A 23067-nucleotide genomic window follows, 5' to 3' on the forward strand; every position below is an offset into this window, starting at 1 on the left:
CCCTCCTTCCCTGCGTCGTCGGTTATCGCGTCAGCCCTCCTCGGGGCCACCGTTGTCCTTGTCCTTGCCCTCGCCCGTGTCCTGCTCGGCCGGTTCGTCCTTGCCGGACTCCTCGGCGGGCTTGACCGTCTGGGCGCCCGGCTGGGGCTCGGCCACCGCCACCCGCGCGGGGCGGATGGTGCGTTCGCCGTAGCGGTACCCCGGCTGCAGAATCGCCACGCACGTCGTCTCGGTGACGTCCGGTGCGTACGAGTGCATCAGCGCCTCGTGGATCGTCGGGTCGAAGGGCTCGCCCTCCTTGCCGAACTGCTGCAGCCCCATCTTGGCGGCGACGCTCTCCAGCGACTCGGCGACGGACTTGAAACCGCCCACCAGTTCGCCGTGTTCGCGCGCACGCCCGATGTCGTCGAGCACGGGCAGGAGCTCGGTCAGGAGGTTCGCCACGGCGAGCTCCTTGACCGCGGCCCGGTCGCGCTCGACCCGGCGGCGGTAGTTCTGGTACTCGGCCTGCAGCCGCTGCAGGTCCGCGGTGCGCTCGGCGAGCGCCGCGCGCGCCTGGTCCAGCTGAGCGGACAGACCGGCCGTGTCGGCCGCGTCCCCGGCCGGGGCCGCCCCCTTGTCCTGCGCGGGGGCGGCCTGCGGCTCGGCGTCGTCGGAGGCGGCGCCGGAGGGGACGTCGGGCTGCTGCGGCTGCTGCTCGTCGAAGCCCGGGGTCTCCTCCGTCACGCGGCACCGTCCTTGCGCTCGTCGTCGACGATCTCGGCGTCCACCACGTCGTCGTCGCCCTTGCCCTCACCGGCACCGGAGGCGGAGCCGCCGGCCGCGGCCTGGTTGGCCTGGGCCTCGGCGTACATCGCCTGGCCGAGCTTCTGGGAGACGGCGGCGACCTTCTCCGTGGCGGTGCGGATCTCCGCGGTGTCCTCGCCCTTGAGCTTCTCCTTCAGCTCCTTGACGGCGGCCTCCACCTCGGACTTGACCTCCGCGGGGACCTTGTCCTCGTTGTCCTTGAGGAACTTCTCGGTCTGGTAGACCAGCTGCTCGCCCTGGTTGCGGGTCTCGGCGGCCTCGCGGCGCTTGTGGTCCTCCTCCGCGTACTGCTCGGCCTCCCGGCGCATCCGCTCGACCTCCTCCTTCGGGAGCGAGGAGCCGCCGGTGACGGTCATCTTCTGCTCCTTGCCGGTGCCGAGGTCCTTGGCGGTGACGTGCATGATGCCGTTGGCGTCGATGTCGAAGGACACCTCGATCTGCGGCACGCCGCGCGGGGCCGGCGGCAGACCGGTCAGCTCGAACATGCCGAGCTTCTTGTTGTAGGCCGCGATCTCGCGCTCGCCCTGGTAGACCTGGATCTGCACCGACGGCTGGTTGTCCTCGGCCGTGGTGAAGATCTCCGAGCGCTTGGTCGGGATCGTGGTGTTGCGCTCGATCAGCTTGGTCATGATGCCGCCCTTGGTCTCGATGCCGAGGGACAGCGGGGTGACGTCCAGCAGCAGGACGTCCTTGACCTCGCCCTTGAGGACACCGGCCTGCAGGGAGGCGCCGATGGCGACGACCTCGTCGGGGTTGACGCCCTTGTTGGGCTCCTTGCCGCCGGTCAGCTCCTTGACCAGCTCGGCGACGGCCGGCATACGGGTGGAGCCACCGACGAGCACGACGTGGTCGATGTCGTTGACGGAGATGCCCGCGTCCTTGATCACGTTGTGGAACGGGATCTTGCAGCGCTCGAGCAGGTCCGCGGTCAGCTGCTGGAACTGGGCCCGGGTGAGCTTCTCGTCCAGGTGCAGCGGGCCCTCGGCGGAGGCGGTGATGTACGGCAGGTTGATCGAGGTCTCGGACGAGGAGGACAGCTCGATCTTGGCCTTCTCCGCGGCCTCGCGCAGACGCTGCAGGGCCATCTTGTCCTTGGACAGGTCCACGCCGTGGGCGTTCTGGAACTGCTTGACCAGGTAATCGACGATGCGCTGGTCCCAGTCGTCACCACCGAGGTGGTTGTCACCGTTGGTGGCCTTCACCTCGACGACACCGTCGCCGATCTCCAGCAGCGACACGTCGAACGTACCGCCACCGAGGTCGAAGACCAGGATGGTCTGGTCCTCCTTCTCCAGGCCGTAGGCGAGCGCGGCCGCGGTCGGCTCGTTGACGATGCGCAGCACGTTCAGGCCCGCGATCTCGCCGGCCTCCTTGGTGGCCTGGCGCTCGGCGTCGTTGAAGTACGCCGGCACGGTGATGACCGCGTCGGTGACCTTCTCACCCAGGTAGGCCTCGGCGTCCCGCTTCAGCTTCTGCAGGACGAAGGCGCTGATCTGCTGCGGGTTGAACTCCTTGTCGTCGATCTTGATCTTCCAGTCGGTGCCCATGTGGCGCTTGACCGACCGGATGGTCCTGTCGACGTTGGTGACGGCCTGGCGCTTGGCGACCTCGCCGACCAGCACCTCACCGTTCTTGGCAAAGGCGACGACGGACGGCGTGGTCCTGGCGCCCTCGGCGTTGGTGATGACGGTGGGCTCGCCGCCCTCAAGAACGCTGACGACGGAGTTAGTCGTGCCCAGGTCGATGCCGACCGCACGTGCCATGGTGAATTCCTCCAGCTGACTTGAGTGGAACGGACTCAAGTGTGCCCGACGCCGCGGGCTGGGTCAACAGACTTGAGCCCGCCTGACTCAACTCTTATCGAACGCATGCGCGCAACACCGCGCTGAGCTGCACAAACGCAGGGACCAGCGGAGGAAAACCACGGGCTCCCGCGAGGCCGCACACGCCGTACGGCACCCCACCAGCCCCCGAGGCCGCACGGCACCCCACTGGATCCCCGGCCCTGTGAGACCCAACCGGTTCCGAGCCCTGCGGCACTCAACCGGTTCCCGAGCCCGACGGCACCCCACCGGTTCCCGAAACGCACGGCATCACACCGCCCACCGGAGGCCGGTGCCGCCGCACGGCGCCCGTCACACCGTCACCGGGACGACAGCAGCTCGACCATCACCCAGACGGCGGCGACGATCGACCGTCACAGGGACGACAGCAGGTCGAACGGGTCCGGGTCCCGATGGCGGCGCGCCCGGGACCCCGGCTCGGCCCCGGCCGGCTCCGGCCCCGCGCCCGCCACCGGCAACCCGGTCAGGGACGAGGGCCGCGGCGCCCGCGGTGCACCCGGAGCACCCGGACCGGGCGAGGTGCCGTACGGGGCGTGCGTCGCCTCGCGCACGCGCTCCGCCGGGGTGCGCGCCCCGGCCCGGCGGCGCGGGACGCGCAGGGCCGATGCGACCAGTCGGCGCACACCGGCGCCTGCGGCGCGTGGACGGCGCCCGTCCGCGTCCTCCGCGCCTGGCACTCGCCCACCCTCCGGCCTCCGCGGTGCCCCCAGGCGCCCCGTGCCCGCCCCCGTGCTCGTCGCCCGCGCGGCCGTCCGTGCCGTCCCCGTCCGGGTGGTGGGCACCCCGGCGGCGCGCGTCCCCGTGGCATGCGGGCCGCCGGGACGCCGCGGCACGTACACCCGCACGAACAGCAGTCCGAGCACCGCCGGCAGCAGCGCCCCCGCCACCCACAGCGTGCGTACCGGCGCCAGCCAGCCGACGTGCACCAGGACGCCGACCAGGACCGAGCCGAACGCGGCGGTGCCCACCAGCACCACGGCACCCGGCGTGGTCAGCCCCAGCCGGCGCAGCCGGTGCGCCACGTGGTCGGGGCCGTGCCGCACCACCGGCCGCCCGGCCAGCCGCCGGGACGCCACGACCAGGACCGCGTCGGCGGTCACGACGGCGGTGAGCGGGAACAGCACGGCACCGGTGGTCCCGGTGTCGTACCCGGTGCGGACCAGCACGGCCGCACAGGCCAGCACGAACCCGGTGAACAGGGACCCGCACGCGCCGAAGGCGATCCGGGCCGGATGCCAGTTGTGCATGAGGAAGCCGGTCAGCGCGGCGGCCAGCACGCTCAGCAGCACCGCGAGGTCGTCCATCACCTCCGCCGCCGCGCAGGCGCCCACGCCGAACGCGGTGAGCACCCCGACCGTGCCCGCCAGCCCGTCGGCGTGGTCCAGCCCGTGGAAGGCCACGGCCACGGCGGCCGTCCACAGCACCGCGGCGATCCCGGCGAGCACGCCCAGCTCGCCGTACGGCATGACGAAGGCGGCGGCGACCGCCGCCCCGAGCAGCAGGAACTGCGTCTTCAGCCGCCACACGTCCGCCACGAGCCCCAGGGCGCCGACCCCGGCGCCGGCCGCCAGCAGCCGGGCCGCGCCGTCCCCGAGCGGCGCGGCCCCCGTCCAGCCGCCCGCGGCCGCGACCAGACAGGTGCTGGCGACCACGGCCACGCCGCCGAGCAGCGGCACCGGCCGCGCCCGCCGCCGGTGGACCAGCCCGAGGCGCAGCGCCGGCACCCGGAGCAGCGCCGAGAGCACGGCGGCCAGGAGCAGGGCGGTGATGGCGGTGGCGATCCCGTAGAGCACGGTTCTTAAATTAGGTGCATATCGGGCTATCGAGTGTGAATAACACGATCGGAAGACGACAGGACGGAAAACCGGAACACCGCCCGAGCAGCACACCCCGACCCCGCCTCCGCACCGTCTCCGCAGGCCAGAAAGAATCGGGGCCACCCCACCACCCCGCTCGGTCACCTTTCAGCGACCCAGATCACCCCGCGCGCGGCTGCCATGCGACGGAGGATGGGGGTAGTCTCGAACGGACTGCATAAGTTACCGCTTAGTAATTTTCGAGGCCGCCTCACAGGAGCCCCAATGCAACTCGCCGCGATCATCGTGTCGCTGGTCCTGATCGTGGTCGGCGTGGCACTGTTCGGCCGCGCCCTCCTGCAGATCTACCGCTACATGCGGCTCGGCCAGCCCGTACCCGCCGGGACGCGGACCGACAATCCCGGCCAGCGCACGGTCACCGTGGTCAGGGAATTCCTCGGCCACACCCGGATGAACCGCTGGGGCGTCGTCGGCGTGGCGCACTGGTTCGTGGCGGTGGGCTTCTTCTCGCTGCTGCTGACGATCGTCAACGCCATCGGCCAGCTGTTCAAGGCCGACTGGATCCTGCCGATCATCGGTGACTGGGCGCCGTACAACGTCTTCGTCGAGTTCATCGGCACGATGACGACGCTGGGCATCATCGCCCTGATCGTCATCCGCCAGCTCAGCCACCCGCGCAGCCCGGAACGCAAGTCCCGCTTCGCCGGCTCCAACTTCGGCCAGGCGTATTTCGTCGAGGCCGTCATCTTCATCGTCGGCGTCTGCATCTTCATGCTGCACGCCCTGGAGGGCGCCCAGCACCACGTGGACGGCTACGAGGCGTCGTTCTTCATCTCGTACCCGGTGGTGGCGTGGCTGAAGGGACTGAGCGTCGGCACGCTGCAGAACCTCACCTACTTCTTCGCCGCCCTGAAGATCGCCACCTCCTTCATCTGGATGATCACGGTCGCGCTGAAGACCGACATGGGTGTGGCCTGGCACCGCTTCCTCGCCTTCCCGAACATCTGGTTCAAGCGCAACGCCGACGGCTCCACCTCGCTGGGCGCGCTGCAGCCGATGACCTCCGGCGGCAAGGCGATCGACTTCACCGACCCGGGTGAGGACGACGTCTTCGGCGTCTCCCAGGTCGAGCACTTCTCCTGGAAGGGCCTGCTGGACTTCTCCACCTGCACCGAGTGCGGCCGCTGCCAGTCGCAGTGCCCCGCCTGGAACACCGGCAAGCCGCTCTCCCCGAAGCTGCTGATCATGTCGCTGCGGGACCACGCCCACGCCAAGGCGCCCTACCTGCTCGCGGGCGGCGGCAAGACCATGGAGGGCGAGGAGAAGGCCACCGAGGAGCAGCTGAAGAACGTCCCGGCGGCCGCGCTCGCCGAGGCCGAGCGGCCCCTGATCGGCACCGCCGAGGAGAACGGCGTCATCGACCCGGACGTGCTGTGGTCCTGCACCACCTGCGGCGCCTGCGTCGAGCAGTGCCCGGTGGACATCGAGCACGTCGACCACATCGTCGACATGCGCCGCTACCAGGTCATGATCGAGAGTGCCTTCCCCTCCGAGGCGGGCACGATGCTCAAGAACCTGGAGAAGAAGGGCAACCCCTGGGGCCTGGCCAAGAAGCAGCGCCTGGAGTGGACCAAGGAGGTCGACTTCGAGGTCCCGGTCGTCGGCAAGGACATCGAGGACCTCTCCGAGGTCGACTACCTGTACTGGGTGGGCTGCGCCGGCGCCCTGGAGGACCGCGCCAAGAAGACCACCAAGGCCTTCGCCGAGCTGCTGCACATCGCGGGCGTGAAGTTCGCGATCATGGGCGGCGACGAGAAGTGCACGGGCGACTCCGCCCGCCGCCTGGGCAACGAGCCGTTGTTCCAGGAACTGGGCATGGAGAACGTCATGGCCCTGAACACCGCCTTCGGCGAGGAGATGGACGACGAGGGCAAGGTCACGCCCGAGTCGAAGAAGCCGAAGTCGGCGAAGAAGATCGTCGCCACCTGCCCGCACTGCCTGAACACGCTGGCCAACGAGTACCCGCAGCTCGGCGGCGACTACGAGGTCATCCACCACACCCAGCTGCTGCAGCACCTGGTCGACGAGGGCAAGCTGATCCCCGTCACCCCGGTCGAGGGCCTCATCACCTACCACGACCCCTGCTACCTGGGCCGCCACAACAAGATCTACACCCCGCCGCGGGAGATCATCGGCAAGGTCCCGGGCCTGCGGAACGAGGAGATGCACCGCCACAAGGAGCGCGGCTTCTGCTGCGGCGCCGGCGGCGCCCGGATGTGGATGGAAGAGCGCATCGGCAAGCGCATCAACGAGGAGCGCGTCGACGAGGCCCTCTCCCTCAACCCCGACATCGTCTCCACCGCCTGCCCGTTCTGCCTGGTCATGCTGACCGACTCGGTCAACGGCAAGAAGAACGACGGCAAGGCCAAGGAGTCCGTCCAGGTCGTGGACGTCGCCCAGCTGCTGCTGGAGTCCGTCAAGGCCCCGGTGGACCCGTCGGGCGAGTCGGCCGGTGAGAGCACTCCGGAACCGGAGCCGGTGAAGTAACCCGGTTCCCGGTCCCTCGGTCCCATGACCGGATCGGGACCGGGACCAGGACCGGCATCGGAAACAGCGGGCGCCCCCTGTCTGCGCGGGACAGGGGGCGCCCGCGGCGTATGCAGAGGCGCCCAGGAGGATTTCTACGCGCCCCTGAGCGCCCCGTTGCGCCTCGGCGAGCGGGCCCCGAGCCCCCCCACGCGCTCCAGCGCGCCCTCAGGCCCGCCTGGACCCGCCAGCCCGCCGGGGGCCCTCACTCACCCCTCAGCGCGCCCTCAGGCCCGCCTGGACCCGCCAGCCCGCCGGGGGCCCTCACTCACCCCTCAGCGCGCCCTTACGCGCCCTTCAGCGGCCTCACTCGCCCTTCGGGGCGGCCTGCTGCACCACCTCGAACGACCACAGCGTCGAGCCCGTGGCCGCGGGCTTCGGCCGCTCACCTCCCTCACCGCCGGCGGTGCCGTGGTGGGCGGCCTTCATCGGCCCCTCCATCCAGGCCTGGAACGACTCCTCGTCACGCCACCGCGTGTACACGAGGTAGGTGTCGGTGCCCTCCACGGGCCGCAGCAGCTCGAACCACTCGAACCCGTCGGAGTTCTCCACCGCGTGCGCCCGCGAGGCGAACCGCTTCTCCAGCGTCTCCCGCTGCTCCGGGGGCACGGTCAGCACGTTGATCTTCACTACGCTCATGACCCCATCCTGCCCCCGAGCCCTCGGGGACCGACCGGGACACCCCCGTTCCCCTCCGTACCCTCCCCCGCCGGCCCACCCGCACCCAGCTCCTGCCTCCTCCCTGCCCTTCCCGCCCTCCTCACGAAGGAGCCCCTGAAGAGGCCCCTGTGACTCACGGAGGACGACCCCGCGACGCTTCCCCCTAGGGGATGTCACAGCTCGGCCGCAAAAGCGGCCCCCTGACCCGGGGCCCCGGCACAACGCCCCGCAGGACCGGGTACGTTCGACGACGTGGCTGGATTCAGGATCGGACGCGGCGGCCGGGACGCCCGCGCCCCGCAAGCGCGCCCCCAACAACCCCCGTACGGGCAGCAGGCGCCCCGGACGCCGTCGTACGGCTACCCGTCTGCGCCGCAGCCCTACCCGCAGCAGCAACCGCCCTACGGCGGCAGCCGACCCGGCAGCGGCGCCCCTCAGTGGCCCCAGACCCCGCAGCCGAACGGCGGCTACGGCGGCGAGGGCGAGCCGGAGTACTTCGGCGACAGCGGCCCGGCCGCCGTGCCCGGCCCCGGCATGCCCGGACCCGGCGCGACGGGCCCGACCGTGGCCCACCCCGGTGTGCCCGGCCCCGGACCGACCGGGCCGGCCCCCGACCGGTACATGGCCGACAACCCCGGTCACACCCAGGCCTTCGCGCTCGGCGAGGCCCCCTACGCAGACGGCGAGACCTACCGCGCCGGCGCCGCCCCGGCAGGCCCGGTCGGCCCGCGCCTGGCCTGGAAGGACCTGCTGAAGGGGATCATCGTGTCCCCCAACCGGACCTTCCTGCAGATGCGGGACTACACGATGTGGGGCCCCGCGCTCATCGTCACCTTCCTCTACGGCCTGCTCGCCGTCTTCGGCTTCGACGGCGCCCGCGAGGACGCGATCAACGCCACCCTCAACAACGCCATACCGATCGTCGCCATCACGGCCGTGGCCATGGTGATCAGCGCGTTCGTCCTGGGCGTGGTCACCCACACCCTGGCCCGCCAGCTGGGCGGCGACGGCGCCTGGCAGCCCACGGTCGGCCTGTCCATGCTGATCATGTCGCTGACGGACGCGCCCCGCCTGCTGGTCGCGATGTTCTTCGGCGGCGACGCGAGCTTCGTCCAGCTGCTCGGGTGGCTCACCTGGATCGCCTGCGGCGCCCTGCTCACCCTCATGGTCAGCCGCTCCCACGACCTGCCCTGGCCGAAGGCGCTCGGCGCATCGGCGATCCAGCTGATCGCCCTGCTGTCGATCGTGAAGCTGGGGACGGTCTGACCGGGAGGCGGCAACCAGCCCTCACGACGACTGCGGGGCGGGAGGCGACCACCGCCTCCCGCCCCGCAGTCGTCGTCCACGATCCCCGCGGCCGGCGTCCTCCGTACGCCCCGCAGTCGGCGTCCTCCGTACGCCCCGCGGCCGGCGCCCGTGGTCAGCCCTCACGGACGCCCTGTGCACCGGGCAGGGCAGCGCACACGCGCTGTGCCGACTCCCGGCCGACGTACGCCCGCGAGCCCGGCCCCGCCCGTCAGGCGTCGAGCACCTGCCCGCGCCGCTGCACCACCGGCGGTTGAACGCTCCACGGGAAGTTGATCCAGTCGTCGGTGCGCTTCCAGACGTACTCGCACTTCACGAGGGAGTGAGACTTCTCGTAGATCACCGCGCTGCGCACCTCGGCGACGGTGTCGACGCAGAAGTCGCGCACCAGCTTGAGCGTCTTGCCGGTGTCGGCGACGTCGTCGGTGATCAGCACCTTCTTGTCGGAGAAGTCGATGAGGTTGGGCACCGGCGCGAGCATGACCGGCATCTCGAGGGTGGTCCCCACGCCGGTGTAGAACTCCACGTTCACCAGGTGGATGTTCTTGCAGTCCAGGGCGTAGGCGAGCCCGCCGGCGACGAACACGCCGCCGCGCGCGATGCTGAGCACGATGTCGGGCTGGTAGCCGTCGTCGGCGATGGTCTGGGCCAGCTCGCGGACGGCGGTGCCGAACTGCTCGTAGGTGAGGTTCTCTCGTACGTCGCTCATGTCGGTGGTGCCCCTCACACCTGGGTCCGGTGGAAGTTCAGGTAGGACCGCGAGGGAGTGGGCCCGCGCTGCCCCTGGTAACGGGAGCCGTAGCGTTCACTGCCGTACGGAGCCTCGGCCCGCGAGCTGAGCCGGAACAGGCACAACTGCCCGATCTTCATGCCCGGCCAGAGCTTGATCGGCAGAGTGGCGAGATTCGACAGCTCCAAGGTCACGTGTCCGGAGAAGCCGGGGTCGATGAACCCGGCGGTGGAGTGGGTGACCAGGCCGAGCCGCCCCAGCGAACTCTTCCCCTCCAGCCGGGAGGCGAGATCGTCGGGAAGTGTGATGACCTCATAGGTCGAGGCGAGGACGAACTCCCCGGGGTGCAGGATGAACGGCTCATCCCCCTCAGGCTGGACGAGCCGGGTCAGGTCCGGCTGCTCGACCGAGGGGTCGATGTGCGGGTAGCGGTGATTCTCGAACACCCGGAAGTAGCGGTCCAGGCGCACGTCGATGCTCGACGGCTGCACCATGGACGCGTCGAAGGGATCGATCCGCACCCGCCCGGCATCGATCTCGGCCCGGATGTCCTTGTCTGAGAGAAGCACGCCCCGAGGATACGCAAGGCGCGTGGAGCCCCCGCAATCAGGACGACCCCACGCGCCCAGGCAGCGTTTTCGCTACCTGCTGTTACCGCTTCGCCACGTTCACGGGCACCGCGCTGCGGAGCCGCGCACACCGAGGGCACCGCAGAAGCCGACCGGGGCCGAGTCGCTCGGCCTGCTGCATCGGGAACGAAACGGTGCTGAACACGTGCCCCTCGGCACAACGGACGACGGTGCGCTCCATCAAGCCCAAAGTCCCTTCCCCAGAACCGCGTCTGGCCTTGGCCGCCTGACGACAAAGGCACACAGTACGGGATCAATCAGACGGCGCTCCAGGCGGCACTCCGGCCCGCCGAGCCCCCGCTGCATCCCCTCACCGTACGCCCCCAACTCCGGCCCCGGGGAACCCTGCTCCCCACTCGAGACGAACAAAAAAACCCCACGGCATGAGCACCGGGGGCCGATGATGAGGTACAGTGAGCGCCGAGCACCGACTCCGGTCGGCGTCTTACGCGGGTGTAGTTTAATGGTAGAACATCAGCTTCCCAAGCTGAGAGCGCGAGTTCGATTCTCGTCACCCGCTCCATGATGAAACCCCAGGTCAGCGGCCTGGGGTTTGTTGCTGTCCAGGCCAATTTGGGGGTTCCGCGCCCTCCGCGTGCCGTAAGTCGAGGCCATAGGGTCGTCTCACGGCGCCTTCAGGCGCCACCCTAGACGCGTCAGTCCCAGGCGTCTCAATGGCGAGATACGCGCTTCATGTGACCCGCACCACAGGACAATGGAGCATGCGTGAAGTCGCGTTAGCAAATGGCGACTTCGTGGCGTTACCTGGTCTGGTGCCACCGGCAACGGCCCGCTCACCGCGGCCCCAACGCCGGACTGACTATCGCGGCCAGTAGCGAAGCGCTTCCTTGACAGGGTCAACCGGCGGACGCAGCCGCTGGAAGGGGGTAGCTGCCGCTGCGGACCCTGCTGATCGAACAGCCCGATGAAGCCGACGAGCCGACCGGCTACCGGATGACCAACCCCTGCCCGCCATCACCCCCATCGCCGACCTGGTGCGGTGGGCGAAGACGCGCTGGCCGATCGAGCCCGACTACCGGGCCTCACCCTGCGGCGGCTCGATCCAAAAGCCCAGATGTCGGCCTGACCCTCTACTCCACATCGCCCAGCAGCCGAGCCGGTCGCGATTCGGATGAGAGAACAGGGCCGACAGCGGTGACGGACGCGCGGGGCCCCCTCCCGGCCCAGAAGGGTCCCATGACCCCATCGGCATCACCGGCCCCTGCCGTAGGACCAGGCTTGCGGGGCCGTATGTGCCACCGCGGTCATGGTGGCTGGGGACATGTACATCATCCACACGCACGGCACCGCTACCGACCCAGACGTGCCCTATGCCCCCGAGACCAGATCCGGGGACGCGGGCGTGGTCGGCCGAAAGCCGTCCTGTCGTGGTCCGAGCGGTCTTAGCGTCGTACCCGTGACCACTGTTGACAACACCGCCTACCGGTACCGCACCGCCGTCCCCGAGGACACGGAGGCCATCGAGGCCCTGGATGGCTCCTTCACCACCGACACGGTCTTCCAGGTGACCGTCACCGACGACGGGTTCTCCCTGCGGGAGATTGCGGTGGACCCTCCCCTGACGAAGGTGTTTCCCGAGGACGAGTACGACGGGGAGGACGGCGACGACGGGGATTCCCGCACCTTCGTCGCCCACGGGGCCGCCGGTGACCTGGCCGGGTTCGTCGCCGTGTCGTATTCCGGCTGGAACCGTCGGCTGACCATCGAGGACATCGAGGTCGCTCCGGAGCACCGGGGCCGGGGGGTCGGCCGCGCGCTGATGGGGCTCGCGGTGGAGTTCGCCCGTGAGCGGGGAGCCCAGCACCTCTGGCTGGAGGTCACCACCGTCAACGCGCCGGCGATCCACGCGTACCGGCGCATGGGCTTCGCCTTCTGCGGGCTGGACATCACCCTCTACGACGGCACACCCTCCGAGGGCGAGCAGGCGGTCTACATGAGCATGCCCTGCCCCTGAGCGGACAGCAGGCGGCACACGGACGGGGCGGACCCGTCGGCCGGCGCGATCGTGACGGTCAGCAGCCAGGCCGGGTCTGCGTCCGGGGCCGCAGCCCGCTCGTACCACTCCACGCGCGCGTCAAGCAGCCGACAGCCCGCCATCCGTCGGGTGGCGTACCACCTCTGGAAAGGCTCGGAGCGCCACACCGCGAGCGGGACGGCTCGCTCGCCTCCGGTGCGGTGGGAGCCGCGGCCCACGGCGCGCAGGGCCGCTCCCACCGCCCCCTGGAGGGTGCGCTCCACCGGCACCCCGAACGCCTCGGCGAAGTGCAGGAGGTACGCCATGCGTTCGGCTTCCGGCGGCGCACCGAGCACCGCCCGGCCCGAGTCGTACCACGCTCCCCACTTGATGTTGGAGACCAGCCCGGGGAGCTGGTTCATCTCCCGGGGGATCCAGAACAGGACCACGTCCGAGCGGCGCATGGTCTGCTCCTCCCAGGCGATCTGGTCCGCGTAGGGCGGATAGGATCCGCCCGCCGCGGGCTCCGGCAGGAAGACCGTCAGTCGTCCCGGGCCCTTCCACGCGGTGCGCAGAGCGGCGACCGCGGACGGGCGCCAGGACGGCTCCTCGGGGTCGGTGGGGGTGGGCCCGCAGAGGTACACGGCCGCTTCCCAGGACTCGGGCTGCCCCTGGCCGACGTACGTCACCTCGACCGAGGCGGGGGCTTCGAGGAGGGGCTCAGTGGACATGGGACGCTCCGGTGTCGGTCGTGGGGATGGTGGCGAGGAAGTCGAGAAGGACGGTGTTGAAGGCGTCGGGACGTTCCAGGAAACCGAGGTGGCCGGTGTCCGCGAGCTGCGTGTAGCGGGCGCCGGGTATCGCCGCGGCCACCTCACGGCTCAGGTAGGCGGGGGCCAGCACGTCGTCGGCGAAGCCCACCACCAGCAGCGGCGTGGTGATCCCCGCGTACGCGGCCAGCCGGTCAGGAGCAGGCGGGCGCGAGCGGTGCGCGCCGACGGAGGTACTGCTGAGTGCGGCGATCTCGAACAAGTCCAGCCATTCTGCGACCGCACCCTCGTCCGCCAGGGTCCTGGGCGAGAGGTTCTGCACCAGCTGCACGAACGCCTGGTACTCCGGCGGCAGCCGGCTGCCCGCCTCGGCGTACGCGGCCTCGGCGCGGGCCAGCGCGTCGCCGACCGCGTCGGGCCGTCCCCGCGTCGCGGCCAGCACAGCGCCGCTCGCCAGATGCGGATCGGTGAGAAGCAGCTCCTGTATCGCCATGGCTCCCAGGGAGTGGCCGACCAGCGGGCAGGGTGGCAGCTCCAGAGCGGTGAGGAGTTGCCTTACCGCAGCAGCCAGTTCACCGACGCGGGAGCCAGCGGTGTCGTGGTCGAAGGTGATCACCTGGTGGCCCGCCGCGGTGAGCGCGGGCACCTGATGGTGCTCCCAGATCCGGCCGGTGCCACCCGCGCCGGCGACCAGGACCACCGGCCGCCCGGAGCCGTGGACCGTGTACGCCGTCCCGCCGCTCACCGGGCCATCCTCCGCAGCGCGGTCTCCGTCCACGCCGGGCGGCCCGTGTCCAGGCCACGCAGCGCCACATGGACCCAGATGAAGGACGCCCGGGCCAGGATGTGCGACCGCATGCCGGCGGGTACCTCACCGCCCGCCGCCCGATAGGCGTCCAGGAGGTGGTCGAGGACGTCCGGGCCGCCGGCATAGAGCATGTCGACGAAGTCCGCCGCCGGATCGCCGATGCCGGCGTTCGCCCAGTCCAGCAGGGCCGACAGCGCCGGGGGGCCGGACGGGGGATGTTCGACCAGGGTGTGGCCCGGGTGCACGTCGCCGTGGACGAGCACCAGGCGGTCGGGCCACAGACGGTCGTCGTCCAGCCACTTCTGCCAGCGGCGCACCTGGGCGGCGGGAAGCTTCAGTTCGGTCCGGGCCCGGGCCAGCCGGTCCGCGATCTGGGAGCGCACGGCCTCGGGGCCGGCCGGGTGCGGACCCGGGAGTTCCCAAGGGCCGTCCAGAGGCGTGCGGTGCACCGCGACCAGGCAGTGGGCGAGCGGCTCCAGGTAGCGGTCCGGGTGGGACAGCGGATCCATCGACCAGTCGTAGACCAGGGTGACCGGGTCCTCTGTGCCCGCCGCCTCGCCGGGCAGGCGCGGGTAGGCGACGAGGTCCGGGGTGTGCAGCCGCCAGTCGGGAACCGGTACCGGGAGCCGGTGGCGAACGGCGCTGAGGACGGCGCCCTCCACGGCCAGCTGGCCGGATGCCTCCGGCCGCCGCGGCTGCCGCAGGATCCAGTACGTGCCGTCCGTGGCGCGGATGTGGGTGACGCGGAAGTCCCAGCCGCTGTCGTCGCTTTGTGCGGACTCCGGTACGAGTGCCACGCCCAGCATCCGTGAGGCGTACGCGGCCAGCTCGGCGGGTTCCGCGCCCGGAGCCAGGGCGGCGGCGCTCATCGGGCGGCCGCCATGGTGCCCAAGTGGCGGTCCCGGGTCGCGTTCCGGTCCACCTTGCCGGTGTGGGTACGCTCCAGCGTGTCGACGGGCAGGATCAGGCTGGGCACCAGATGCGGCGGCGCCGTCCGCGTCAGCCGGTCGCGGATGCCCGCGGCGACCTCGCCCGGCTCGGCGTCGGGCAACGGGACGAAGAACGCGGCCAGCGAGGAGTGCCCGGCACGGTCCACCTTGGCGGCCGCGACCGACGACACTCCCTCGCACCGCCCGATCAGCGCCTCGACATCGAGCAGGTCCACGCGATAGCCGCGGATCTTGACCTGGTGGTCGGAGCGTCCCTTGAACACCAGGACCCCGTCGGCCGCCTCGCCGACCAGGTCTCCTGTGCGGTACCAGCGGACGCCGTCCCGTTCGATGAAGCGGGCGGCCGTCGCCTCCGGGCTCTCGTGATAGCCGAGGGCCAGCCCGGGGCCGGAGACGTACAACTCGCCCGTCTCGTCGATCCGTTGGCCGACGTGCGGCAGGGGGCGCCCGATGGGCAGGTCCCCGTCCGTCTCCGGCAGTGTGGGGGCGCCCGGTCCGGCGAGTTGCACCGCGTGCGTGACCAGCGCGGTCTCCGTGGAGCCGTACGTGTTCAGCAGCCGTACGTCCTTGGTGCCGGGAAGTCGGCGCCAGCGCTCCAGCATGTCGGCGCGTACCGCTTCCCCGCCGATCACCACGGTGCGCAGGGACGCCGGCAGCCGAGCGTCCTGGCGCAGCAGATCGCCGGTAACACCGTCCCAGAACCCGGTGGGCAGCACCACGACCGAGAGCTGCTGCTCCTCCACCACCCGCGCGAACCCCTCACGCGCCCCGTCGTCGATCACGAGGGTGGCGCCTGCCGTGAGGGTCGGCAGGATCTCCTCCAGGCTCGTGTCGCCGCCCGCGCCGTGGAAGTGCAGCACGAACTCGCCCTCGCCGATGCCGTACAGGGTGCGCAGCGGCGGCACCACCGCCGCCGGCGCCCGGTGCGGGACCACCACTCCCTTCGGCTCGCCGGTGGAGCCAGAGGTGAACAGCACATACGCCGGGTCTTCGGGCCGCGGCGGTCCGGCGGGTGTCGCGGACGCCGCGGCGGTGGGTGCCCAACGCGGCCGGATCACTTGCCCGACGGAGGGCTGCCAGCCGGTCTCCGCGGTCGCCACCGCCTCCCGGCAGCCGACCCGCCGCAGGATCGCCTCCAGCCGGGCCTCGGGGTGGTGTGCCTCCAGCGGCACGTACGCCCGTCCCGCGGCCAGCACGCCGAGGATCGCCGCCACGTCACGGGCCGAGCGGTGCACCACGACGCCCACGGGCGGCTGGGGCTCCGCCGTGCGGGGTTCCACGGCGGCGGCGACCTCCAGCACCCAGGCGGCGAAGGTGCCGTAGGTGAAGACGAGACCGTTGTCGACGACGGCCGGCCGGCCCGGATCGTCGCGCGCCCTGTCGAAGAACGGATCCAGAAATGAGGCTGCGGAGGACTCCATTGTGAATTCCCGTGTTCTGTTGGAATATTGGCCGGTGCGTATTGTTGTGGAAGACGATGTGAAAATACCCATGCGGGACGGCGTGTTATTGAGCGCCGACCTCTATCGCCCGGACACGGCCGAAGCGGTGCCGGTGCTCATCCGGCGGACGCCCTACGGGAGAGCGGGCAGCCCCGGCGGGGCCTCCGTCGACGGCCTGCGGCTGGTCCGCTCGGGATACGCCCTGTTGGTGCAGGACGTCCGTGGCCGGTTCGCCTCCGGCGGCACCTTCGAGCCGTACTGGAACGAGGCCGCGGACGGCGCGGACACCATCGCCTGGGCCGTCGGACAGCCGTGGTGCGACGGCTCGGCGGGCCTGTTCGGCCGCTCCTACGAGGGCATGGCGGCGTTGCTCGCGGCGGCGGAGCGGCCGCCTGGTCTGGCCGCCATCGCCCCGCACGTGGCCGGTTCCGGGTTCGACGAGGGCTGGACCTGGCAGGACGGTGCCTTCCAGCTGGGTTTCCTCCTCTACTGGGTGCTGTATGACCTGCTGCTCAGCGGAGCCGGGCTGGCCGGGCCGGAGTTGTCCGAGGTGGCCGACGCGGTCGACCGGATCGACGCGCTGTACGCGGACCCGGACGCCGCCCGGGACCTCCTCGACCGGCTCGCTCCCTATTACCGGCAATGGATCGAGCACCCTTCCGGACACCCCTACTGGAAGCGCGCCGCACCGCGCGAAGCGTATCCGTCGATAAATGTTCCGGTGCTGAATCTGACGGGGTGGTACGACATATTCCTCGCCGGTGCCCTGGAGAATTTCCGGGGAATTCGGGAACAGGGCGTGGAGACGCGTCTGGTGGTCGGCCCCTGGTCCCACTGCGTCACCGGCGGGATCTTTCCCCAGCGCCGTTTCGGGCTCGCGGCCGACGAGCGGGAGCTCGACGTCACCGGCTTGCACCTGGACCACTTCGACCGCCATCTGCGCGGGCGGCGGACCGGTGCTGCGGCCCCGGAGCCGGTACGGCTCTTCGTCACCGGCGCCGATGAGTGGCGCGCTTTCCCCGACTGGCCGGTCCCCGGCACCGAGGAGTACGTGCTCCACCTGGACGGCCGACGGCTCACGCCCGGACCCGCACCCCGGGCCGCCGGCAGCGACAGGATCCGCCATGACCCGGCCGACCCGGTACCCACCACCGGTGGCGCCACCGCCCTGCCCGGTCAGTTCACCGGCGGCGACTGCGGCCCGCTCGACCAGCGCGAGGTCGAGCGGCGCGGCGACGTCCTGTGCTTCACCGGAGCCCCGCTCACCGCCCCGCTGACCGTGGTCGGCGACACCGTACTGACGGTCTATGTCACTGCGGACGCCGCGGGCGCCGACGTGACCGGCAAGCTCGTCGACGTCTGGCCCGACGGGCGGGCGGAGCTGCTGTGCGACGGTGTCCACCGGCTGTTGCCGGCACCCGCACCGGCAACAGCGCCGGGGGCGGGCGTCCCGCCGGCCCCCGGTCGTCCGGTCAAGGTCACCGTCCGCCTCGGTGCGATCGGCCACGTGTTCCGCACCGGCCACCGCGTCCGCCTGGAAGTCGCGGCCAGTAACGCACCGCGCTTCGACGTCCATCCCCGGGTGGTCGCGCACCACACCGTCCACCACGGCGGTGACCATCCCTCACGCCTGCTGCTGCCGCGTCTCGTCGGCGGCTGACCCGACGGCCGGGCCGGCGGCGTCCTGATGGAAGACCGACAGGTCGGTCACCTTCTCGATCCGTCGGCCCGCCTCCCAGTGAGCCCGGCGCAGCCGCCGCAGCTGGGCCTTGGTCAGGCGGGTGCTGTGCTGCGGGATCGACCGCACCATACGCGCCCGCTTGGCCGAGGCTGGGTAGCGGTCCCGCACCCGATATGGGTCGTTGAGCAGATGGTGCGCGGTGCCCACATGGAAGGCGATCTTCAGCAGCGCGTAGTAAGCCGCGGCGCCCACGCCCTTGTCACGGGCGCAGTGCACCAGGGTCCTGGTCGCCTCGAACACGCGCCACAGCACCGGAACGGCCGGCGTGGTGAACACGCCCGTCTCCTGGGCGATGCCCTCGCCGACGCCGTAGCGGAAGTAGCTGCGCATGTTGGCGAAGCCGTGCTGGGCGTCGTGGAAGATCCGGGCCTCGGGCAGGTACACCACGGGGATGCCGGCCAGCTGGAGCCGGAAGTCGAACTCCCGGTCCTCACACCAGTGGATGAGCTCGTCGAAGTGGTAGCCGCCGATGTGGTCGATGATCGCCCTGTTGTAGATGAGCGGAGGGGACAGGGCGCTCACATAGTCGCCCTCGTCGAACTCCCGCACCCGAGCGGTCAGCTTGCTGAGCAGGCCGTCCGACTCCCCGTACACCACCTGGCCCTTGACCACCGGGGCGGTCAGGACGGCGCGGACCATGGCCCGCACGACACCCGGGGCGAAGGTGCAGTCGGAGTCCATCAGGAGCAGGTACTGCCGGTCGGTGGCGGCGGCCCCCGCGTTGTAGGCCGCGCCCAGGTTGCCTACGTCGTCGATCTGGGTGACCGTCAGCGGGCGCGGGTGCTCGTCGATCAGCTTCAGCACGGCGTCACTGGGGCCGTTGAGCGCCAGCACGATCTCGACGTCCTCGTCGATCGATGCGATGCAGTCGGCGATCCGGAGGTCGTCGCGCAGGGCGATGACCACGGCGGTGCGGGCGATCCCCTTCTCGACTGCGGCCTCGTCCACCGGGTCGGTGGCCATCCCGTTCTCCCTCGTTTCGTTGGTGTGCGCGCCCAGCTGTCCGCGCGCGGTCGTCGCTGGTGTCGTGGTCATTCCGCCGAAGCCTTGAACCGCAGGGGCAGCGCGCGCAGCGTGCGTTCGGCGATCGCCTCGGCCTCGGCCGGTTCGTCGGCGTACGCGATCACGCCCGCCAGGGGGTCGGCTCCGCCGCGGTAGGGCGGCACCACGATGCCGGGCGCCAGCTCGATGCCCCAGAAGACGTCGTGCACCCCGACACGGCGAGCGACGTCCCGCGGGTTGCCGACCCACTCCACCACTCCGCCGTCCGCCGGCAGGAACCGCTGGACCGCCGCCCCGCTGCGGGTGGGACGCAGCTCGGAGAGCTCCAGCGGTTGACCCAGCGCCAGTCGCACCACGTTGGGCAGTGGGTCCACGCCGGTGGCCAGCCGCATCACCTCGGTGGCGATCCGGGCGCCGGTGAGCCGGCACGTGATTTCCAGGAGTACCACCCGGCCGTCACGGGTGCGCAGGATGTCGGTGTTGATCACCGCCGGGTCCAGGCGCAGGGCCCGAGCCCCGCGCCGTACGGTGTCGGTGACCTCCTCGATCTGCTCGGCGGTGAGCCGGCTGGGGAGAGTGTCGCCGCCTTCGAAGAAGTACGGGGCGAACTCCTCCTTGCGCCCGTACTCCCGGTCGGCGAAACCGAACCGGTGCAGCTTGCCGTCGACCATGAAGGCGGCCAGCGTGTGCTCGGTCCCCTCAAGGAACTCCTCGACGACGATCCGTCCGACGGGACTGAGTCGCAGCGCCTCGGCCGCCCTCGCCCGTACCGCCTCGGGCGACTCCACCTTCATCACGCCCAGCGAGCCGGTCTGGTCGCTGGGTTTGATCACGGCTGGCAGACCGACCTCGGCGACCGCCCGCAGCGCTTCCTCCACGCTCTCGGCGCTCGCGAACCGGGGGAGGTCCAGGCCCGCGTCGCGCAGGATCGCCAGCCGCCGGTCCTTGAGTGTGCAGTCGAGGGCCGTCTCCAACGGCAGGCCGGGGCAGCCGAACCGGTGCGCCAGCGCACTGATCACCGGCGGGTTGTCGGCGCCGAGCGAGAACACGCCGTCCGACCGGTCGATGCCGGCCGCCGACAGCTGCGCGAGGACCGCCGTGCTGTCGGTCGGGTCGCAGACCAGCAGTATGTCCGCCGCCGCCCGCGCCCGGTCGGTGGGTGTGTCGGTGACGACCACCAGCTCCCGCCGCGGCGAACGCAGTTCCGCCAGCGAGTGGTCCATCCCCGATCCGAGCCCGCAGACCAGGAGCCGCTCAGTCACGGTCGCCTCCCGGTACGCCGGCCGAGGGATGCGTGCTCAGGCTCAGCACCTGGAACACCTCCGCGTGGCCCGAGCCCGCGGACAGCGCGCCGCGGTAGCGGGCCAGTCCCCGGATGCCCTCGTCCCAGGCGGCGTGGCGCAGTTGCGAGACATACGCGCGCATCGCCTCGACCTTGGTCTCGATCTGGCCGTCGATGTCCTCCGCGTACTGGAACCGGGCCATCGGCGCCCACACTTCGTACCCGAGCACCAGCCGGGGCGCCGGCATCGGCCGCTCGCCCGCCTCCTGAAAGAAGTCCGACTGCGCCATCCACAGCGCCTCGGTGGTCAGCTGGTGCACCATGCGGTGCTCGACATCGTCGTCGTTGTCATGGGGCAGGTAGACCACCTGCGGCCGCACCTCCCGCAGCACCCGCACCAGGTCGAGGTGCACACGGCGGGAGAGCGTGAAGTCCCGTGACGGCTCGTCGAAGCGAATGCAGCGGTGCACGCCCAGGGTCTTCGCGGCGGCCTTCGTCTCGGCCGCGAACTGCGAGTCGGTGACCGCGTCGTCAAGGGCGCTGCGCTCGCGCCCGATCACGATGACCACCGTCACCCGGGCGCCGTCCCTGACATGTTTGGCGATGGAGCCGCCGCAGCCGATGACGTCGTCGTCAGGGTGCGGCGCCACCACCAGTACATCGGTGACCCCGTTCACGACCGCGCCTCCGGTGCCTGCCGGGTCCAGCCGGCCCACTGCCCGGTCAGCTGCATGCCCTCGGTGAAGGAGGTGCGCGCGGTGAAGCCGAGCAGACGCTCGGCCTTGTCGTACCGGGCCCGCGCGGTCGAGCGGTACAGGTCCAGCTCCCAGTCCGGCACCGGGTTCTCGGCTCCTTGCGCCGCCGGCGCGCCCAGGCCGCGCAGGGAGCGGATCGAGTCGAAGAACCGGCCCCAGCCAAGTGGTTCGCCGTTGCCGACGAGGAAGCGCTGACCGGCGGCCGCCTCCTTCCCGGTGGCCAGGAGCACGGCGTCCACCAGGTCGTCGACGTACACAGCGTTGCACACGCCGGTGTCCTCGCCCGTCGGGAGCGCGGCGAAGTCGCCTTCCGCGCGCTGCAGCTGGGCGGTGGTCCACTGGCCGCCCCACGGCCCGTAGACCACGCCGGGCTGGAGCACGACGGTCTCCAGCCCGTGGCCGTGGGCGTCGAGGACCAGCCGCTCCGCGGCGAGCTTCTGCTGCTCGTACTCGCGGTCGGCGGGGTCGGCCGGCCGGGCCGGCGACTCCTCGGTCAGGTCACCGGTGACGGCGGGGTCGTAGACGTCGATGGTGCTCAGGTGCACCATCCGCCGGACCCCGGCGCCGCGGGCGGCGGCCAGGACGTTGGCGGTGCCCTCGACGGAGGCCGCCCAGCGGTCCGCCTCGTCACCGGCGCTGCCGAAGGCGCAGTGCACAACGGTGTCGCACCCCTCGAAGGCGGCCCGCAGTCCGTCGGTGTCCAGCAGGTCGGCCTGGCGGAACTCCAGCCGCTCCTGCGGCAGGACGGACAGCCGCGCGGCCCGGCCGAAGCCGCGCACGACCGGCCGGACACGGGCCTGCGTGCCCAGGGCCAGCCGCTCGACGACACGGCCGCCGATGAAGCCGCTCGCGCCGGTGACCGCCACCGTGAGGCCGGCGAGCGCTTCACCGCCGTCGGTCGCGGCGCCGCGGGTGGTCCAGGGCTGCGCGGCCTTCCGGTGGCTGCCGCCGTAGCACTCCTGGATCAGCTCGACGACGCGCAGGCCGTCCTCGGGACCGGAGTGCACGGCGGTGTCGCCGCGCACGGCCGCGGCGAAGTTGGCGAGCTGCTCGGTGAACAGCAGCTCCCACTCGCCCTGAGCGGGGGCCACCGCTTCCACGTCGCCACGGTGCAGCTCCACGCCGTCCGAGGTGACCAGGGTGCACTCGCCTGCCGGGAAGTCGGTGCCGATGGTCACGGTCGCCTTGGTGCCCGTCACCGTGCAGGAGATACCGAGGTCGCGCAGCCGGCTGAACTCGCAGTGCACGTCGACCGAGCCGAAGCGCAGGTGAGCGTCGGCGTCGGTCTCCACTCCGCCCAGTGAGTTGTCCTCGTAGCGGATGACCTCCACGTCGGGACCGAGCCACCACAGCAGCGTGTCGAAGACGTGCGAGGCGGTGTCGGTGAGCACCCCACCGCCTGCGAGCCGCCGGTCGAACATCGACCAGGAGACCGGCTCCCACGCGTACGGGTGGCCCTCCGTCCAGTCGACGCGTACCACGTCGCCCAGGTCGCCGCTGTCGATGAGCCGCTTGACCCAGGCGTACGCGGGGAAGAGCCGCCGCGGATGGGCCATCGCGAGCCGCGGCGCGGAGGTGTCGGCGGCGAGGGCGACCAGGTGCCGGGCATCCTCCACCGAGGTGGTCATCGGCTTCTCCAGTAGCACGTGCTTGCCGGCCGCGAGCAGGGACTCCACAGTCCGGGCGTGCACGGTGTGCGGTACGACGACCACGGCCGCGTCGAAGGCGTCGGCGGCCTCGGCCGGGTCGGTGGCGATCACCACGTCGTCGGCACCGGTACCGGCGAGTTCGCGGTACAGGTCGAGCGCGGCCCGCGCCTGGCGCGGGTCCCGGTCGATGAGTGCGGTCAGCTGCACATCGCCTTTCAGCGGAGGCAGAGCGGGCACGTGGCAGCCGCGGGCGGCGGCACCGCACCCGACGATGGCGAGGCGTACGGGAGGCATGGGTTCTCCAAGGGGTCGGAG

18 protein-coding genes and 1 tRNA gene are annotated in these 23067 nt (G+C 71.3%); 5 read left to right on the forward strand and 14 right to left on the reverse strand.

Annotated features, from left to right (window positions below):
* Nucleotides 1–30: 30 nt before the first annotated feature.
* The 3 genes from grpE to OG899_RS12550 form a co-directional block, all read right to left on the reverse strand.
* Nucleotides 31–726, reverse strand: coding sequence for a nucleotide exchange factor GrpE (grpE, locus tag OG899_RS12540; RefSeq protein WP_125498944.1), 696 nt, complete (start codon nt 724–726; stop codon nt 31–33).
* Nucleotides 723–2570 carry a molecular chaperone DnaK gene (gene dnaK / locus OG899_RS12545; protein ID WP_125498943.1) on the reverse strand — a complete coding sequence of 616 codons (1848 nt, stop codon included), beginning with the start codon at nt 2568–2570 and terminating at the stop codon, nt 723–725. Before dnaK ends, grpE begins: the two co-directional genes overlap by 4 nt.
* Nucleotides 2571–3004: 434 nt before the next feature.
* The gene (locus OG899_RS12550) at nt 3005–4444 is read right to left on the reverse strand and encodes an MraY family glycosyltransferase (RefSeq protein ID WP_373296031.1); all 1440 of its coding nucleotides are present in this window, start codon (nt 4442–4444) and stop codon (nt 3005–3007) included.
* Nucleotides 4445–4732: 288 nt separating this feature from the next.
* Here OG899_RS12550 and OG899_RS12555 point away from each other — a divergent pair, with 288 nt between their 5' ends.
* Nucleotides 4733–7015, forward strand: coding sequence for a (Fe-S)-binding protein (locus tag OG899_RS12555; protein ID WP_125498942.1), 2283 nt, complete (start codon nt 4733–4735; stop codon nt 7013–7015).
* A 345-nt stretch (nt 7016–7360) separates the two neighbouring features.
* Here the strand turns inward: OG899_RS12555 and OG899_RS12560 are convergent, their stop codons facing one another.
* Complete coding sequence (locus tag OG899_RS12560) at nt 7361–7693, reverse strand: antibiotic biosynthesis monooxygenase (protein WP_125498941.1); 333 nt, start codon at nt 7691–7693, stop codon at nt 7361–7363.
* 273 nt (nt 7694–7966) lie between these two features.
* Between OG899_RS12560 and OG899_RS12565 the strand changes: the two genes are divergently transcribed.
* Nucleotides 7967–8980, forward strand: coding sequence for a Yip1 family protein (locus OG899_RS12565; RefSeq protein ID WP_125498425.1), 1014 nt, complete (start codon nt 7967–7969; stop codon nt 8978–8980).
* Nucleotides 8981–9230: 250 nt separating this feature from the next.
* On the opposite strand, the gene OG899_RS12570 is transcribed toward OG899_RS12565, so the two are convergent.
* Together OG899_RS12570 and dcd are read right to left on the reverse strand one after the other, a co-directional pair.
* The gene (locus tag OG899_RS12570; protein ID WP_125498424.1) at nt 9231–9728 is read right to left on the reverse strand and encodes a phosphoribosyltransferase; all 498 of its coding nucleotides are present in this window, start codon (nt 9726–9728) and stop codon (nt 9231–9233) included.
* Between the two features lie 14 nt (nt 9729–9742).
* Complete coding sequence (gene dcd, locus OG899_RS12575) at nt 9743–10318, reverse strand: dCTP deaminase (RefSeq protein WP_125498423.1); 576 nt, start codon at nt 10316–10318, stop codon at nt 9743–9745.
* Between the two features lie 509 nt (nt 10319–10827).
* Here dcd and OG899_RS12580 point away from each other — a divergent pair.
* Both OG899_RS12580 and OG899_RS12585 read left to right on the forward strand, forming a co-directional pair.
* Nucleotides 10828–10901, forward strand: a tRNA-Gly gene (locus OG899_RS12580).
* Nucleotides 10902–11795: 894 nt separating this feature from the next.
* Nucleotides 11796–12353 carry a GNAT family N-acetyltransferase gene (locus OG899_RS12585; RefSeq protein WP_125498422.1) on the forward strand — a complete coding sequence of 186 codons (558 nt, stop codon included), beginning with the start codon at nt 11796–11798 and terminating at the stop codon, nt 12351–12353.
* Here the strand turns inward: OG899_RS12585 and OG899_RS12590 are convergent.
* From OG899_RS12590 to OG899_RS12605, 4 genes are read right to left on the reverse strand one after another with little or no spacing between them, the layout of a single operon-like run.
* Complete coding sequence (locus tag OG899_RS12590; protein ID WP_125498421.1) at nt 12329–13084, reverse strand: nucleoside 2-deoxyribosyltransferase domain-containing protein; 756 nt, start codon at nt 13082–13084, stop codon at nt 12329–12331. The genes OG899_RS12585 and OG899_RS12590 overlap by 25 nt on opposite strands.
* Entirely contained in the window at nt 13074–13868 is a 795-nt protein-coding gene (locus OG899_RS12595) for an alpha/beta fold hydrolase (RefSeq protein ID WP_125498420.1), read from the reverse strand. Before OG899_RS12595 ends, OG899_RS12590 begins: the two co-directional genes overlap by 11 nt.
* On the reverse strand, nt 13865–14800 hold the full coding sequence (locus tag OG899_RS12600; RefSeq protein WP_229813891.1) for a macrolide 2'-phosphotransferase: 936 nt from the start codon (nt 14798–14800) through the stop codon (nt 13865–13867). The genes OG899_RS12595 and OG899_RS12600 overlap by 4 nt, the downstream gene beginning before the upstream one ends.
* Complete coding sequence (locus tag OG899_RS12605; RefSeq protein WP_125498419.1) at nt 14797–16302, reverse strand: amino acid adenylation domain-containing protein; 1506 nt, start codon at nt 16300–16302, stop codon at nt 14797–14799. The genes OG899_RS12600 and OG899_RS12605 overlap by 4 nt, the downstream gene beginning before the upstream one ends.
* A gap of 70 nt (nt 16303–16372) precedes the next feature.
* On the opposite strand from OG899_RS12605, the gene OG899_RS12610 reads away from it, so the two are divergent.
* Nucleotides 16373–17983: a CocE/NonD family hydrolase gene (locus OG899_RS12610; protein ID WP_229813889.1), complete on the forward strand. Its 1611-nt coding sequence runs from the start codon at nt 16373–16375 to the stop codon at nt 17981–17983.
* On the opposite strand, the gene OG899_RS12615 is transcribed toward OG899_RS12610, so the two are convergent.
* Genes OG899_RS12615 through OG899_RS12630 form a run of 4 tightly spaced genes read right to left on the reverse strand, consistent with a single transcriptional unit; the run spans nt 17948 to nt 23046 of the window.
* Nucleotides 17948–19099 carry a glycosyltransferase family 2 protein gene (locus tag OG899_RS12615; protein WP_229813887.1) on the reverse strand — a complete coding sequence of 384 codons (1152 nt, stop codon included), beginning with the start codon at nt 19097–19099 and terminating at the stop codon, nt 17948–17950. The genes OG899_RS12610 and OG899_RS12615 overlap by 36 nt on opposite strands.
* A complete protein-coding gene (locus OG899_RS12620) occupies nt 19096–20328 on the reverse strand; it encodes an acetyl-CoA carboxylase biotin carboxylase subunit family protein (protein WP_125498417.1) in 1233 nt (410 codons plus the stop codon). Before OG899_RS12620 ends, OG899_RS12615 begins: the two co-directional genes overlap by 4 nt.
* Nucleotides 20321–21025 (reverse strand): PIG-L deacetylase family protein, encoded by a 705-nt coding sequence (locus OG899_RS12625; RefSeq protein WP_229813886.1) that lies wholly within the window; start codon nt 21023–21025, stop codon nt 20321–20323. The genes OG899_RS12620 and OG899_RS12625 overlap by 8 nt, the downstream gene beginning before the upstream one ends.
* Nucleotides 21022–23046, reverse strand: coding sequence for an NAD-dependent epimerase/dehydratase family protein (locus OG899_RS12630; RefSeq protein ID WP_189427832.1), 2025 nt, complete (start codon nt 23044–23046; stop codon nt 21022–21024). The genes OG899_RS12625 and OG899_RS12630 overlap by 4 nt, the downstream gene beginning before the upstream one ends.
* Between the last annotated feature and the right edge of the window lie 21 nt (nt 23047–23067).

The organism is Streptomyces thermoviolaceus (assembly GCF_045209695.1).
Classification (GTDB): domain Bacteria; phylum Actinomycetota; class Actinomycetes; order Streptomycetales; family Streptomycetaceae; genus Streptomyces; species Streptomyces thermoviolaceus.

Coding starts and splice junctions, on each gene's coding strand:
- dnaK (WP_125498943.1), bottom strand. CDS start 2,570: ATGGCACGTGCGGTCGGCATCGACCTGGGCACGACTAACTCCGTCGTC.
- OG899_RS12555 (WP_125498942.1), top strand. CDS start 4,733: ATGCAACTCGCCGCGATCATCGTGTCGCTGGTCCTGATCGTGGTCGGC.
- OG899_RS12560 (WP_125498941.1), bottom strand. CDS start 7,693: ATGAGCGTAGTGAAGATCAACGTGCTGACCGTGCCCCCGGAGCAGCGG.
- OG899_RS12570 (WP_125498424.1), bottom strand. CDS start 9,728: ATGAGCGACGTACGAGAGAACCTCACCTACGAGCAGTTCGGCACCGCC.
- OG899_RS12590 (WP_125498421.1), bottom strand. CDS start 13,084: ATGTCCACTGAGCCCCTCCTCGAAGCCCCCGCCTCGGTCGAGGTGACG.
- OG899_RS12600 (WP_229813891.1), bottom strand. CDS start 14,800: ATGAGCGCCGCCGCCCTGGCTCCGGGCGCGGAACCCGCCGAGCTGGCC.
- OG899_RS12605 (WP_125498419.1), bottom strand. CDS start 16,302: ATGGAGTCCTCCGCAGCCTCATTTCTGGATCCGTTCTTCGACAGGGCG.
- OG899_RS12610 (WP_229813889.1), top strand. CDS start 16,373: ATGCGGGACGGCGTGTTATTGAGCGCCGACCTCTATCGCCCGGACACG.
- OG899_RS12615 (WP_229813887.1), bottom strand. CDS start 19,099: ATGACCACGACACCAGCGACGACCGCGCGCGGACAGCTGGGCGCGCAC.
- OG899_RS12630 (WP_189427832.1), bottom strand. CDS start 23,046: ATGCCTCCCGTACGCCTCGCCATCGTCGGGTGCGGTGCCGCCGCCCGC.